Raw genomic sequence first — 13,893 nt, 5'->3', positions numbered from 1 at the left:
ATCGCTGGCCGCCAATGTACAGTCGCAACCCTGGAGTTTGAGCTGAAGCTAGCCGAAAAGTGCTATGATGCTGATAATTATCGCCTTGTCAAGCTTCTTTCGCAGCAACGTTAATGCCTTGTGAATCTGCACTTCTACCGTCTTAGGCGTGATGCCCAGACGGCCCGCGATCTGCTTGTGCGTGAGGTTTTCGAAACGACTGAGTTCAAATACTTCCTTGCAGCGTGGCGAGAGTTGCGACAAGACCAGCCGCAACGAATGGTTCAGTTCCTGGACGTTAATGGCATCCTCAGTCTGGTTCACAAACTGAATTCGTTCCATCATCGCAAGATGTTGGGCCTTCACCTTGCCTTTACGCAATCCCGAAAGTGCTTTTAATCGCACTGCCGAAATCAGGTATGGCTGCAGCAATTGAATATCGGCGGATTCACGCCGGTTCCAGAGATCAATAAAGATTTCCTGTACGATGTCTTTGGCCAGTTCGCCATCCATCAGTACACCCATGACGGTTTTATATAGCCGTCCGTGGTAACGATTAAAAATCTCATGAAGTGCCGACGTATGGCCGCTTCGAAGCATCAATAGCAATGCCTCATCAGATAATGCAGAATTCGCGTCGCGGGTCAAAGGGTTAGTACTTTAGTCGCTGCAAACGATTCCAAGTTAGCAAAAAAAATTTCGATAGATGCACGCGAGTTCTCAAAAAACTTAAGGCCCTTGATTGCGTAAGTCGACAATTCACACTAGCCAACATTAATACTTTGATTCAATTCATTGGTTAGCTAATTGTTACCCATTCGTTAAGGCTGGTCGATAGCGATGATTCTAAACCATGTCTACCAGATTTAGGGGGATAAGATTAACGTTGAATTTTTTGACGATCATATTCATTATCGGGTCGTTCTCTACCTTTTGAAGCATACGCGAGGTTTGGTGCTTGTCATATCCCATCACAATCTGGTCGGTAAGCGAAAGATGCTTAACGCTGAAGTAAAAGCCGGCGATAACGTATGGACCAAAAGGCGTCGATGGAATATCGAACGAAGTGCCCGTCATATTAAAGATGGTATTTGGAAGATAGTCATCGTATGCTATGCCTCTAAGTTTCATGTAGTATCTGGCAGCTTGCGAGCGCGATGATTGCTTCGGATCACTCATAGAGAGTAAACCTGCGTAAGGTCGCTGCTTCTTACTTTGATTGATCAGTAGTTCTTTGGCAGTGCGGTCGTTCTGTGATTGTTTTCGAATTTCCTGCTGAACTGTATCCCAGAAAGGAACTGCAGGCTCGCCATCGTCAACGCGAATCAGCGAGTGTATAGCGTAGTCCTGTATGCCGCAAGTAATCAGAATATTAAGGACTTTGAGTTCCGGATCAATACTGATTGCTTTCTCAAGCACAGTTCGCTGATGTCGTGGGTGTGTTCGCAATGCATCGATGCTCGTGATCCAGTCTCCGGCCAGGTACCCGTCATAAGCATAGATCTCGCGAAGCATTTGTTTTATTTGAGTATCGTTTGTGATCTTCACTTTCTTGCCTCTGATCTCTATCTCGGGCTGCTCATCCACGATCATTTGTTCAATCTCGATGGCAACGTGTGTTGCTGCCAGCATACCGCAATTAAGCGGGGAATCAGGCACGATGTGAAGATCATGAACATGACAGATATAGTTTTCCTGTGAATCTTCTGTAAGGTGTCCGTGTGTTTGAATGTGCACGAAGAAACGCATAGGAAGGTTCTCGTTGTTGAGACGCTGAGCCTCTTCCAATGTGCGCTTGATATCCATAACAACGTCCGGGGTAATGAACGAACCGGCAGCGCGGATAACGTGCACATCGACTTCAATACCGTTGTTACGATAGTCTTCTCTTGTTGCTGATATCGCATCCAGTTGAACCTGGCTCAGGTCACGCGCATCGGCGCATCCAACCAATACATGCAGTTGTAATTCTTTTCGTCTTTGCATTGTGAATTCTTAACTTTCTAAATTAAAGAAAATTCACCCATTTGAAAGAAGACCTCCACCGTTTCATTCTTGACCAGATTCAAAAACGGTCTGGCAAACCTACAAAGCACACGTTTCTTGATAGTTACCTTGGAAACAAACATCCCCGGTATCCGATCGATAATCCAGCGATGCGAGGTATTGCCAGGGAATTCATGCGGGCGCATAAACATCTCTCCGCCGTTGAGTTCTCGAAAATACTCACCAGTCTTATCCAGGGTGAATCAGGCACTGAAAAAATGATGGCGGGATTTCTCCTTGACTACTCCCGGTTGGATCAGCGAAAATTCAATCCAAAACTCTTCGATAAGTGGTTAAACCATCTGGAAGGTTGGGCTGAGATTGATACCCTTTGCACCGGAAAGTATGCGAGAACGGAGATACCGGCTCAATGGCAGAACTGGGAACCCATACTCAAAAAATTCGCCAGCAGTAAAAATATAGGTAAGAGGCGTGCTTCGTTAGTGTTTCTATGCGCACCTGTGCGCTATACACAGGACTCAGAGCTATCGCAAATGGCATTTCAAAACATAGCTGTGTTGTCAGGTGAGCGGGATGTGCTGATTACTAAGGCTATATCCTGGTTGTTGCGCAGCATGATCAGTCTTTATCGCAGGGAAGTAATGGCCTTTGTAACCGAAAATGAATCATCACTGCCTGCGATAGCAGTTAGAGAGACCCGGGCTAAATTGTCGACGGGAGTAAAAGGAAAGAGAAAGAGCGGCTAGACCTATCGTTGCACGAATGCTATGAACGAGCGCAGAAGTTTCAACTATCAAAAGTTGGTCAGGATCACGGCCTTTGTGGTCATCCCTGCTGTGCTGCTGTCTCTGTTGCTTGTTTATGGAAGGCTGTACGGAATGCGTCAGGCCTTGCAGGAGCTCGTTCGAACTGAAACTGACAATCACTATGCGCTTTCAATCGGAAAGACGGAAATCCGTTTACGTTCGCTGAGCTTTTCATTTCACGACGTCAAAATTACACGCGTTAAGAGCGACACCACGAGCGGCGTGAAGTTTGTTCAGGTGCCAGAATTTGATCTTCAATTCGGATCCCTCCGATCGCTCTTTTCAAAACAGCTGGATATCAGCTTACTCGTCGCGAAAGAACCACATATCACGATCGTCACCGGGCATCGCCGCGTGGAACGGTCAATGATCACCAAACAGATTATCGATTTGTATCCTGTTATTGAATCCATATTGGCGGGCTTCAACATTCAATCGCTTAATGTGTCGCGCGCCACACTGCAGTTCATACAGGACGACGAAGAGATATTCAGAGTTCGGTATGTAGATTTGAATATTAAAGACTGGCGCATGCGCGATTTGAGCAATACCAGTCAACTGAGAATAAACATTGAAAAACAAAATCTTGATTTGGGGAAAGCCAACCTCAATTTTTCGGGGGTTGAATACAATTACCTGAAACATCATCTTGTTTTCACAGACTTTAGCGTATCAGCAGCAGATTCAGCTTCAGGTTCTATTATCGAAATAACCGGAAAGGCATTAAAGCTAAGTAATCTGGATTATCCGGCTTTGTACAACGAACTGCGCTATGATCTAAAGCGGGCCGAAATTGTCGAGCCCATTATCACAGCGAAATTTCAATGGCGGAAGGGGCGCAAGTCACGGGAGATCAACCGTGATATCGTGACCCGTATGGTTAAACAGACCATCGGTGAATGCCGTCTCGATAGCGCATTGATCTCAAAGGCACGTGTTCATCTTGAACTCCGACAGGCCGAAGACACCGTAACAATCAATCTGCCGCAGGTAGATTTTCGCCTGCATACTTTCGCGGTGACAAAAGACAGCAGCAATTTTGTAATTGGCGAAATGCAGGTCAATCTGAACGGATCTGCATTGTCGTTGCCTGGCAACTGGACAGTTGAACTGGATGAAGTTCTATTTGATCGCCACCGGGATCTGACGTTGAAGAACATTGCAATCAAGAACGCTGTTGAGCCTTCCCCTATTGCAACATTATCGACCCTCCGGATAGGATACTTCAACCTCATCGCACTGATCTTCCAGCAACGTTTCATAGCATCAACCATACATGCCGAGGGCGGAAATATCGATTTACATCACTTTGCCAAAAGCGCGGTAAGCAGTGACAGCGCGCTCCGCGCTCCGGAACTCCTGGTTCATAACTTGTCACTTAAAGATATCGATCTGTCATACCGTTCAAAGAAAACGTCTATTGAAGTGAAAGGTTTGTCATTCAGAGGCACACACTTTCGCACAAACGACGAAGGTTTGATCCGGTATCAACTCAAAAGCGTGTCGGCGGATGAGGCTCAGTTGCGCGCTAAAGAAATCGGACTGCAAGCTACTCTCAATGATCTCACTTTTAATGGCGAGCGCCTGAATGCAAGGAAGGTCAAAGGCATGAAAGATAGCCTTACCGTTGCCATCGAAAATTTTGAAACTGAGATATCAGGCAGCACGCAAAAAATACGATCGCTGAAATACATCTCTGCGGATCGATTACTTCTTGAAGGACGTTTGCCCGTTAAAAATAATACTCGTGGTCAAAAACATGAGGCCTTCTCATTGGGTCGGTTGGATATCGGATCCGTGCAGGTAAAACTGTCACTGGAATCCACCAAACTTTCGTTCAATGCCAGGAACCTACGGACAGATCAACTGCAATTTGCAGAGTCAGTGTCATGGCCGCGACATGTTTCCGGTGAGTTAACGGATGTAATAATAAAATCACAAAATACCGACGCGCACATCGGGCAACTGGAAGTCGACTATCCTCGCCGGCTAAGTGGAACAAGCATAAAATTGTCGGGACCAAAATATCATCTTGATGCACGTACGGCGATCGTTCGTCGTCCGGCATATCAGCAGCACTGGACGATCGAACGTATGCTGCTTGATGCGGTCCATCTGTCTTCCGGGTCACGTACGTTGAACGCAGACAGCATTTCTATTGCATCAGCGCGACTAACAAAAGATGATCCTCAGGCCGATCGGATTGATATTTACAAACCCGTGGCAACATTGAGCTCTCCGGCAACGACGGAGAAAAGTGAATCAAAGGCACGTCTGCTCGACGCACTTCCCGCGCATCATTTATATCTGCATCCGGGCGAGATCACCCTTGCGAATAACCACAAGGTGGAATTCGGACTTGTACATGCCGACCGCCAAAAGCAGATTGTCAGAGCTTCTTATGTGAGTACTGCATTGAAAAAGTCCAATTTAACGATGCGTAATGTAGTGCTGGAACCTGGCCGCGTAGCCTTCGACAGCGTATTGCTTATTCCAAACCGTAAATGGTATTCTTCCCTTGAGGTAGAAGAGACTCAAATAGCTACCCGCTTCGGGCAGGTTGCTATCCGTGAATTTTTCATTGAACAATATCTGCGAAAGCGAACTGTAGACAATCTGGAAGTAGACGTTGGCTATGCTGACTTTGACCTGCGCCGAAACAAGCTACTACCCGATCCTCCTCCCAATCGGAAGCCCGTCACATTGGATGGACTTATTCCGCTTCCCGAGAATGTCCGTGTCTCCACAGTCACCATTCGGGATGGCAGAATCCGGTATAGGCAGATCTCCGACAAGACCGGTGAAGAAGGCTACATAATAATGGACAAGCTTGCTGCCAGTGCACGCTTCGACAGCCTGTCATCTTTCATAATGCTGCATGCCAGTACAAAGTTGTATCAGTCCGGAGCAGTACAACTAAACTATAAAACACTGGCTAAAGACAAGTTTCAACTGGACATCCAGGTTCGTGATATGGATCTGACGAAATTCAACGAGATCGTGATGCCTCTTCAATCGCTACGAATAAAGTCCGGTTACCTCAAGGAATATAAACTTTCGATACATGCCGACGACGAGGCAGCTACCGGAAATGCGACCATAAGTTATGACGGCCTTCATCTTGAATTGTTTAAACACGACGAACCAGAACGCAAAAGCCTGGGAACGGAGGTGCTCTCTTTACTGGCCGATGGCATCATCCTTAAGCACAGCAAAGAAAACGCTCAGTCCGCGGTTAACCATCCCCGTGTGAAACACAAGTCCGTGTTTCACTACTGGGTTACGTCCGCCATTCAGGGAGCAACCGGCGCGATAAGGAGAGGCAAAAAGCAGAGATAGTACTTATCGAACTTTAGGTTTCGCAACTTGCGCCACAGAGAAGCGGCACCCTTTTTATCCAATACAAATCCAATTAAATCCAATATATATCCAATATATATCCAATATATATCCAATATGCATCCGATATGTACCCAACAGAGCGGCTATTATACAGCGCCAACCTTCTCCAGCAAGGCCCGGGTCGCACGGATGCCTGCGGCATTGTCGAGATAACCGGGCTGGCCTGCCATCTGCATTAAGCCGCCTTCGTACTCAATGCCTACAATTCCATCGAACCCCGACTTTCGAATGATCTGGAACATGCGGGCGAAGTCCACCTCCGTTTCATTTCCCGCTGCATCAAACTTGTGCGATTTGGCGCTCACCCCTTTTGCATATGGCATCAGCTCTTCAACGCCCAGGTATTTGTCATATTCTTCCAGACAAACTGTTCCCATATATCCAGCGATGTCCATCGTCTTGGGCATCGTTCTTTTGACACAGAAGTTTCCGAAGTCCGGCAGTACACCGGCTCGTTTGTGGTTCACGGTCTTCATCACATTTGCGAGCCACTTGCCATTGCAAGAATGGCCAACGTGATTCTCCACGATTACATTGAGCTGAACTTTGTCGGCATATTCAAGCAATTTCGAATAGCCTTCAATGGCAGCTTTTGAAACTTCGTCGGCTGTTCCCTCCTGTCCCATCGCACCAAGGTTCACCCGGATTGAATTGCAATCCAGATATTTGGCTGCGTCGACCCACTTGTAGTGACTCTCGACAGCGTGATCACGCTTGCCTTTATCAACGTCTGCAATGTTCTCATCATCTACCATGATGAGGTTGTTCTTGACGCCATTATCGGCCGCGCGTTTCTTCAGCTCTGAGAGAAATGTTTTGTCGGTCGCCTTGTCTTTGAAGAACATGGAAACATACTCCACAATTGAGATTCCGAATTCCTTTCGCGCGCGCTCGGGAAATGTCAAAGTATCGTGCTTCCCCGCGAAAAATTCGGAAGCAAGGGAGAACTGTGCGAGCGACAGTGGATACTTCTTTTCAGATCCAAATACGGTTATGGGCAATGCGGCCGCCAGGGCTGCAACGGAAGTCCGTTGTAAAAAGTCTCTTCGTTTCATGGTCCGGTTGATGTTTATAAATGATGGGAACAGTATCTTTTAATGAGTACTATTTACTCAATAAACATCAATTTTGAAATTTTTTATCAACTTGCATTAAACCACTCCTCTTTACATGAACATCGAAGAATTTGTGCGCGATGGTCACCTGACGTATATGCCCAGCGTGGCTGTTGATTGCGCCATTTTCGGATTTCACGACAACACGCTTAAGATATTACTGCTGAAGTGGAAAAACCTCAAGGGCTGGAGCCTGCCGGGAGGTTATATGAAAAGGACAGAAGAAGCTGATGAAGCTGCGGGCAGGCTCCTGCGCGAACGCACGGGCCTGGAAAAGATCTTCCTTCAGCAATACCACACCTTTACAGGTATTGACCGAACTAAAATTCCTGGCATGGACATGCAGGAATTTGGACACAGCATAGGCGTTGAGATCGGACCTGAACACTGGCTTCGTCAGCGGGTAGTGTGCGTTGGTTATTACGCCCTTGTGGAGTACTCGCGGGTACGCAACCCTCAGGCTGACACTTTCACCGAAGTTTGTGAATGGTGCAATATTGATGAACTGCCTCACCTGCTTTTTGACCATAAGGAAATGATCGAGATGGCGGTGAAGACACTAAGGCTGCAACTAAACTTTCAACCGGTTGGTTTGAATTTGCTTCCCCACAAGTTTACAATGAGTGAGCTGCAAAAGCTTTATGAGACGCTGTTGGGCTATCCTCTCGATCGTGGAAACTTCAGAAAGAAAATGCTGGGCACTGGCATTCTTCGAAAGACGGGTGAGCGTCCTACGGGAAAGGCGCACAAGGCCCCTCACCTGTACTCCTTTAACAAGCAGGAATACGTGCGATCTTTAAAATCGGGAATGAGATTCTCGTGATGCCAATAGAAATGCAACGCCACGGATATACGCGGACGCCGCGGTAACAAATGTGTGGAGACGCAATGTCGTAGAGACGCAATGCATTGCGTCTCTACGTGCGATCCTCTTCGAGGTCTTCGTGGTTTTCGCCGCCGAGGCTATATAATTTGTTTTCTTCGTCCTCGTTGCCCGTTTCTTCGTCGGGGTCTTGCTGTGCGCCGGGCACGTCGAGATCTTCTCCGGAGAAATCGACGGGATAAACCCGACCTTTCAAAACCTCATCATCGCCTTCGAAACTTCTCTCCTCGGAATTCAGGGCCTGAAGATCATCCCGCGTCACGTCGGACGGAGATTCGCTCCCACCCTTAGATGCCGCAGAGGGACGTGCCGGACGCTTGCGCTCATCTACATCCTGCGCATTCTCGTCGCCGTCAAGATCCATCTCAACGCGCTTCGCTCTGTACACAATGTCTTCTGTTGCAGGATACTTTGGATAGCCGGGAAAAGATTGCTCCCCTTTAGCTGCTGGTTTCTTCGTCTTCTTCATGATCGTTTGCGTTTAGTGAGACACTCGTCATGGGTGCTTCTTAAACGCCTTCAACTATCATGCCTGTCATAATTGTTCCAGCTGCGACAACACGGCCTGGAGACCAACAACAGATGCCAGCGCATAAAGGTGGTTGAGTTTTTCCTTAGTCCTCATCAACCGCATCTTTATTGCACTTGGAGATGCTGCATAAGATTCCTGTAATTGTTCTATGGTCTCCCCATGTGTGTATTTGGCCACCAGTAATTCGCGCTCAGGCTTTGGCAAGGCGTCAACTAAGGCTAACATGATCGAGTGCTGTTCTTCATTTTCAGACGATTCGCCAAGGTCTGAAGCGGGCTGATCCGATTCTGAAAGCTGTTCTGTCGAATCCACGACTTTCTTCTTCTGTTTTCGGATTGCTTCCAGACAATGCCGGTGCGTGATCGAATAGAGCCAGGTCGAGAAAGACGACTGGCCGCGAAAACCTTTAAGACTTTCAAAGGCTTTCATAAGAGACTCCTCGGCGAGGTCGAAGGCAACATCCTCATCCTTCATCATGGTCATGCATTTTTGATAGACCTTGCCAAAGTAGCGGGTATACAGCTCACCAAGTGCTGCTTTATCATGCTCTACGATACGGGCAATAAGTTCTGCATCCGTAGTGTTTTCAATCTGCTTCATCTTTTGGTTCGGGTAGCGTTAGTGATAGCAAATTTGGACCCTCATCCAGAAGTTTAAAACGGTGAAAAAGCGTATTTTATCATCTACGCAATTCTCGTAGAGCGAACCTCTGATGTGTGCAGAACATACCAAAAAATGCTGATTATCAGATGATTGCGAAACAATATGATCAATTACCCGAGATTACCGCTTATCAAAAAATCAGGCGGCGCAGTGCACCACATCTGACTCAAATAAGCTGGTGCTGGATCGCATACTTCACCATGCCGGCTGTGTTCTTAGCCTGGATCTTTTCCAGAATGTTGCGTCTATGGGTATCGACTGTCCTCACACTTATAAAGAGCTTATCCGCGATCTCCTGATTTGAAAATTCGTGAGCAATCAGCCGAAGTACTTCGGTTTCCCTTTGCGTAAGCGTCTGACTCAACTGCTGCGGGCGCTGTGCTTTTGTAAACACCTGAAGCAATGTGGCAGAGACTTCAGGGCTGAAGTAATTATTACCATCAGCAACGGCCCTCACAGCGGCAGACAATTGCTCAGGTCCAACATTCTTAAGGAGGTAGCCGGATGCACCTGCCTGCAACATGGCAACAATTTGCTGCTGTTCTTCATGCATGGTAATGCCGATAACACTGATATCGGGACACCTGCTTTTGACCTGGCGGGTGGTTTCTATTCCATTGGTCGTTCCCATGTCGATATCCATTAGGATGACATCAATCACCTGCTTATCGATGGCCTCCAGGACACCGTGTCCATCCTCGGCCTCACCAACAACTGTCATATCGGCCTGCAGATTTAACATGCCGCGAAGGCCGACCCTGACAATTTTGTGGTCGTCCGCAACGAATACTTTTATCTTCTCCATGCGTATCCCGCAAATTTATGAATCAGACGGAAAACACACAGCATCTACCTGAAGGCTGTTAGCGATAAGAACCTGAAATGGATAAGAGGACGAAAGGCGGACTGACCTTAGCATAGACTTCAAAAGCGCCATATAAAAAAAGAAAGGTCACCTCGTCCAGGTGACCTTTACTACCCCTAACCCTACAAACTAAACAACTAATTTGTCTTTACTATTTCGCCGGAAGCGCGAACTACAATCGATTGTAAATCACCTTCCCTGCGAACTACAATGAGATAATATGGAGGCGCCGAAGCAGCATCCAGAACCTCTTCGGCGGAGACGATTTCAGCACTTTTTGTCATGTCCTGAACCGTTCTTGCTACTGGCGACGGTAAAGAGGCGGTGGCGACTGCTTTTTTCACACCCACATTGTGACCAAAGTGATCGTACACCACCTCCTTGTTTCCGTCAGATGCGGAGAAGGAAACTTCGTAATAGGTTGATTTCTCTCCCTTTGTGTTATCCCGAATTCCAAATTCCGCTTGAAGGGACGACGACGAAATGATTGCCCAGGTGGCTTCGGTTTCTTTTCCGAATTCCTGCCTGAATGCTCCCACGACCTTCCTTGGTACTTCATTCTCCTCTGCTCTCAGTCTGAGGTTCACATGTTGTGCACCTCCCTCCACAAAGCCAAGAAGCATCGCCGGTATAAGAATCAACTTCATCATCGGGCCAACCTTCGTACTTTGGATGCAGATTACACCGGCGGTCACATGATCGCGAGCATTTTTTTCTCTTGGCTTTTAACATTTCGAAGTCAAGCCGCATATTCGTTTCCAGGATTGCACCGCAACCGCGATTTTTGCTTAAAGCCCATGAGCCGAAGAAAAGACAAGGTGTTTATTATGCTGATCGTGAGCATCGGTTTATCCATAGTATGCTCTTTTGTGGCGTACCTGAGCACCCGTGAAAAGGCCGAGACGCAGGAGCTTGTGATTGACACCTACCAGGCCATCAATGCGTGCGAGCGCCTTTTCTCGCTCGTGAAAGACATGGAGACGGGAACGCACGGGTACAACATAACGAGTGACAGTATTTTCCTGGAACCATTCTTTGAAGCTATCGAACGGATCCCCGAGGAGACAGAAAAACTCCGAATGGCCGTGGCATCAAATGATCAGCAACTGCGATTCCTGGACAAACGGATTCTCCCTGCTGTTGAGAATCGTAAGAACGCTTCAATACTCAGCTTGAGGATACATAATGCTTTTGGCAGAGACAGCGCCTCCCATTGGGTAGCCATGCCGATCGGGAAAGCGCACATGGATACAGTAAGGCTTTTGGTTTCGACGTTTGTACACAATGAGCAAGCTACTCTTGCTGAACGTGAAGCGACTCTGGACCGTAACTCACGTATTGAAGAAATTGTTCAGTTCTCGTCTTTTGGTCTCATTGCACTGACGTGTACACTCGCCTTTCTGCGCCTATCCAAAGAGTTACGTAAGATAAGCCATCTCGTTGACCGGTTGGAACTGGCAAATGAAACCCTTGAGGAGAAAGTGCAAATGAGGACGCAGCAATTATCAGAAGCAAACGCATCCAAAGACCATTTTTTGGGCGTCGCCTCTCACGACTTAAAGACGCCCCTCGCCGGCATGCAAGGTTTAGTTCGTCTGATGAAGCTGGAAAAAAAAGATCGCTCAGAAAATGACCTTGACTATCTCAACTATTTAGAAGATGCCTGTCAGGCGATGCTCAACATGATCGCGAATCTCCTGGATATTAATCGGATCGATCGTAAAGAAGTCTTATTCAGGAAAGAACCCGTCGCAGTCAAAAAACTACTGGGGCAAATCGAGCAGGAGTTCAGTGCACACGCAATAAAGAAAGGTATTCCTCTGCATGTATCCAGCGACGACGTTGTAATTCAGACCGATCCGGCCAATCTTGTTCGTATCCTTGAAAACCTGGTGTCAAACGCCCTGAAGTTTTCATCTCGCGGACAGGAAGTGTCATTGAAAGCGTCAGTAGCTGACTCGCATATTACGTTTGACGTTCTCGATCACGGTCCCGGAATTGTACCTGAAGAGATTCCCTCGTTGTTCACAAAGTTTGCTAGGCTAAGCAATAAACCTACAGGAGGCGAGGGCTCAAGCGGATTAGGACTGGCGATTGTAAAAGACCTTACAGAGGTGGCCGGTGGAACGTTAAGCGTTGAAAGCAAGCGCGGCCAGGGCAGTGTGTTTTCTGTCCGCCTGCCTGTGAATTAGATTGTTGCACGAACAGGCTCAATGTTATCCTCATATGATTGAAGTCATTCATTTTAACAGGAAGCTGCAGGCAATGATTGATTGAGCTGGTGTTCGGAAGGCAAATTTGAATTAATTTAACATTTCGAAGGTAACACGTGTGACCATTAGGCCGCCGCGCATCTAAACAGCGACTCCTGATCAAACAAACCAGCACGACATGTTAAGGTCACTGGCAATACTGTTATTAATCTCGATTCCGTTTGTGCTTAAGGCGCAACAAGCAATCGACTTGCGCGAAACATTACAACGCGCCCGGCAGCACAATCCTGATCTGCGTGTCCTTGAACAGGACATTTCATCAGCCCGTGCCGATCGTACTACTGCTGCGATCAAACCCAATCCGGTACTCAATCTGCAATTGCTTCACATGGCTAACGAAGTTGATCAGGCACCAAACACCAGCTTCTTTAGTGCAAGGAACACGCAATACTGGTATCAGGTGACGAAACCTTTTCAGGTAGCTGGTCAACGACAAAACAAAATAACACTGGCAGATCAGAATGTAGAACGATCACAATTCGACTATCAGGAGGCCGCGCGCAATGTATATCTGAGTGCCGCATCATCCTGGATTGATGTTTGGGCGGCTCAGGTTAATCTTAATATTCTTTTAGAAGGAAAAAAGAATATCGATAGTCTCGTCATGATTAACACCTACAGACTAAAGAACAAAGTAATTACGGACACCGACCTTGCCCGTACTCAATTACTTGCCGAACAGTACAACAGGGACATCGTTACAGCACGACAGGCGCTGCTCAATGAGCTTCAGTCGCTGCGTTATCTGCTCGGAACATCGGACAGCCTCTCCATACAGTTGGAGGATCCAACATTTCAATCCGTAGCACTTCCTATTGACAGTCTTCTGGCAGCGGGAACCGAGCGGCGTTCAGACATTTTATCGGCACGAAAGTCAATTGATGTAAACCGAACGAATATCAATCTTCAAAAATCATTGGCCTATCCTCAGCCCGAAGTGGGTGCTGTTTACAATCCGCAAAACACAACACCCTATGTTGGTTTTTATGGAACTGTAGAGATACCCATTTTTAATCGTAACCAGGGTAACCGTGAAAAGGCCCAGGTACTTGAACTGCGGGCGGAACAAAACCTGCTGGCTACGGAACGACAGGCAGAAACAGAAGTAGTAGCTGCCTATAGAACTTATACAACTCAAAAGGCCAATCTAAGCGCATACCAGCAGAACCTTGATAAGGCCGGGCGCATTCTGAATAGTGTTCGGTATTCTTATCTGAAGGGCGCAACGTCGGTGATCGACTATCTCGAAGCACAGCGGTCGTGGCTGGATACCCAACAACGTTATTATGCAACTATGGAGGCGTTCAGACGAAGCTACGTGAATCTTTTTTACGCCACAGGGATGATTAATCAATTAGCCGAATAAGG

The 13,893-nt window shown here is 47.2% G+C and carries 12 protein-coding genes; 5 read left to right on the top strand and 7 right to left on the bottom strand.

Features of this window, described 5'->3' with window-relative positions:
• Window positions 1-48: 48 nt before the first annotated feature.
• Both WBG78_RS28025 and WBG78_RS28020 read right to left on the bottom strand, forming a co-directional pair.
• Window positions 49-627 (bottom strand): RNA polymerase sigma-70 factor, encoded by a 579-nt coding sequence (locus tag WBG78_RS28025; protein ID WP_337329844.1) that lies wholly within the window; start codon window positions 625-627, stop codon window positions 49-51.
• Between the two features lie 198 nt (window positions 628-825).
• Window positions 826-1,965 (bottom strand): hypothetical protein, encoded by a 1,140-nt coding sequence (locus WBG78_RS28020; protein ID WP_337329843.1) that lies wholly within the window; start codon window positions 1,963-1,965, stop codon window positions 826-828.
• Window positions 1,966-2,006: 41 nt separating this feature from the next.
• Between WBG78_RS28020 and WBG78_RS28015 the strand changes: the two genes are divergently transcribed.
• The gene (locus WBG78_RS28015) at window positions 2,007-2,732 is read left to right on the top strand and encodes a DNA alkylation repair protein (RefSeq protein WP_337329842.1); all 726 of its coding nucleotides are present in this window, start codon (window positions 2,007-2,009) and stop codon (window positions 2,730-2,732) included.
• 21 nt (window positions 2,733-2,753) lie between these two features.
• Entirely contained in the window at window positions 2,754-6,131 is a 3,378-nt protein-coding gene (locus WBG78_RS28010; RefSeq protein WP_337329841.1) for a hypothetical protein, read from the top strand.
• A gap of 149 nt (window positions 6,132-6,280) precedes the next feature.
• Here the strand turns inward: WBG78_RS28010 and WBG78_RS28005 are convergent, their stop codons facing one another.
• Window positions 6,281-7,249, bottom strand: coding sequence for a sugar phosphate isomerase/epimerase family protein (locus tag WBG78_RS28005; protein ID WP_337329840.1), 969 nt, complete (start codon window positions 7,247-7,249; stop codon window positions 6,281-6,283).
• Between the two features lie 115 nt (window positions 7,250-7,364).
• Here WBG78_RS28005 and WBG78_RS28000 point away from each other — a divergent pair, with 115 nt between their 5' ends.
• On the top strand, window positions 7,365-8,132 hold the full coding sequence (locus WBG78_RS28000) for an NUDIX hydrolase (protein WP_337329839.1): 768 nt from the start codon (window positions 7,365-7,367) through the stop codon (window positions 8,130-8,132).
• Window positions 8,133-8,226: 94 nt separating this feature from the next.
• On the opposite strand, the gene WBG78_RS27995 is transcribed toward WBG78_RS28000, so the two are convergent.
• The 4 genes from WBG78_RS27995 to WBG78_RS27980 form a co-directional block, all read right to left on the bottom strand.
• Window positions 8,227-8,661 carry a hypothetical protein gene (locus WBG78_RS27995; protein ID WP_337329838.1) on the bottom strand — a complete coding sequence of 145 codons (435 nt, stop codon included), beginning with the start codon at window positions 8,659-8,661 and terminating at the stop codon, window positions 8,227-8,229.
• Between the two features lie 66 nt (window positions 8,662-8,727).
• On the bottom strand, window positions 8,728-9,324 hold the full coding sequence (locus WBG78_RS27990) for an RNA polymerase sigma factor (RefSeq protein WP_337329837.1): 597 nt from the start codon (window positions 9,322-9,324) through the stop codon (window positions 8,728-8,730).
• A 229-nt stretch (window positions 9,325-9,553) separates the two neighbouring features.
• Window positions 9,554-10,192, bottom strand: a complete 639-nt coding sequence (locus WBG78_RS27985; protein WP_337329836.1) for a response regulator transcription factor — start codon at window positions 10,190-10,192, stop codon at window positions 9,554-9,556.
• 197 nt (window positions 10,193-10,389) lie between these two features.
• Window positions 10,390-10,902 (bottom strand): hypothetical protein, encoded by a 513-nt coding sequence (locus tag WBG78_RS27980; protein ID WP_337329835.1) that lies wholly within the window; start codon window positions 10,900-10,902, stop codon window positions 10,390-10,392.
• Window positions 10,903-11,049: 147 nt separating this feature from the next.
• Between WBG78_RS27980 and WBG78_RS27975 the strand changes: the two genes are divergently transcribed.
• The gene (locus WBG78_RS27975; protein WP_337329834.1) at window positions 11,050-12,444 is read left to right on the top strand and encodes a sensor histidine kinase; all 1,395 of its coding nucleotides are present in this window, start codon (window positions 11,050-11,052) and stop codon (window positions 12,442-12,444) included.
• A 199-nt stretch (window positions 12,445-12,643) separates the two neighbouring features.
• Window positions 12,644-13,891 (top strand): TolC family protein, encoded by a 1,248-nt coding sequence (locus WBG78_RS27970; RefSeq protein ID WP_337329833.1) that lies wholly within the window; start codon window positions 12,644-12,646, stop codon window positions 13,889-13,891.
• Window positions 13,892-13,893: the final 2 nt, after the last annotated feature.

The organism is Chryseolinea sp. T2, from assembly GCF_037203685.1.
GTDB lineage: Bacteria > Bacteroidota > Bacteroidia > Cytophagales > Cyclobacteriaceae > Chryseolinea.
Note: the sequence above shows the minus strand (reverse complement) of the source record. Positions and strands in the feature narration are given on the sequence as shown.

Bases quoted from the DNA above. Each gene is read 5' to 3' on its own strand.
- WBG78_RS28020 (WP_337329843.1), bottom strand. From the start codon at position 1,965: ATGCAAAGACGAAAAGAATTACAACTGCATGTATTGGTTGGATGCGCC.
- WBG78_RS28010 (WP_337329841.1), top strand. From the start codon at position 2,754: ATGAACGAGCGCAGAAGTTTCAACTATCAAAAGTTGGTCAGGATCACG.
- WBG78_RS28005 (WP_337329840.1), bottom strand. From the start codon at position 7,249: ATGAAACGAAGAGACTTTTTACAACGGACTTCCGTTGCAGCCCTGGCG.
- WBG78_RS28000 (WP_337329839.1), top strand. From the start codon at position 7,365: ATGAACATCGAAGAATTTGTGCGCGATGGTCACCTGACGTATATGCCC.
- WBG78_RS27995 (WP_337329838.1), bottom strand. From the start codon at position 8,661: ATGAAGAAGACGAAGAAACCAGCAGCTAAAGGGGAGCAATCTTTTCCC.
- WBG78_RS27990 (WP_337329837.1), bottom strand. From the start codon at position 9,324: ATGAAGCAGATTGAAAACACTACGGATGCAGAACTTATTGCCCGTATC.
- WBG78_RS27985 (WP_337329836.1), bottom strand. From the start codon at position 10,192: ATGGAGAAGATAAAAGTATTCGTTGCGGACGACCACAAAATTGTCAGG.
- WBG78_RS27980 (WP_337329835.1), bottom strand. From the start codon at position 10,902: ATGATGAAGTTGATTCTTATACCGGCGATGCTTCTTGGCTTTGTGGAG.
- WBG78_RS27975 (WP_337329834.1), top strand. From the start codon at position 11,050: ATGAGCCGAAGAAAAGACAAGGTGTTTATTATGCTGATCGTGAGCATC.
- WBG78_RS27970 (WP_337329833.1), top strand. From the start codon at position 12,644: ATGTTAAGGTCACTGGCAATACTGTTATTAATCTCGATTCCGTTTGTG.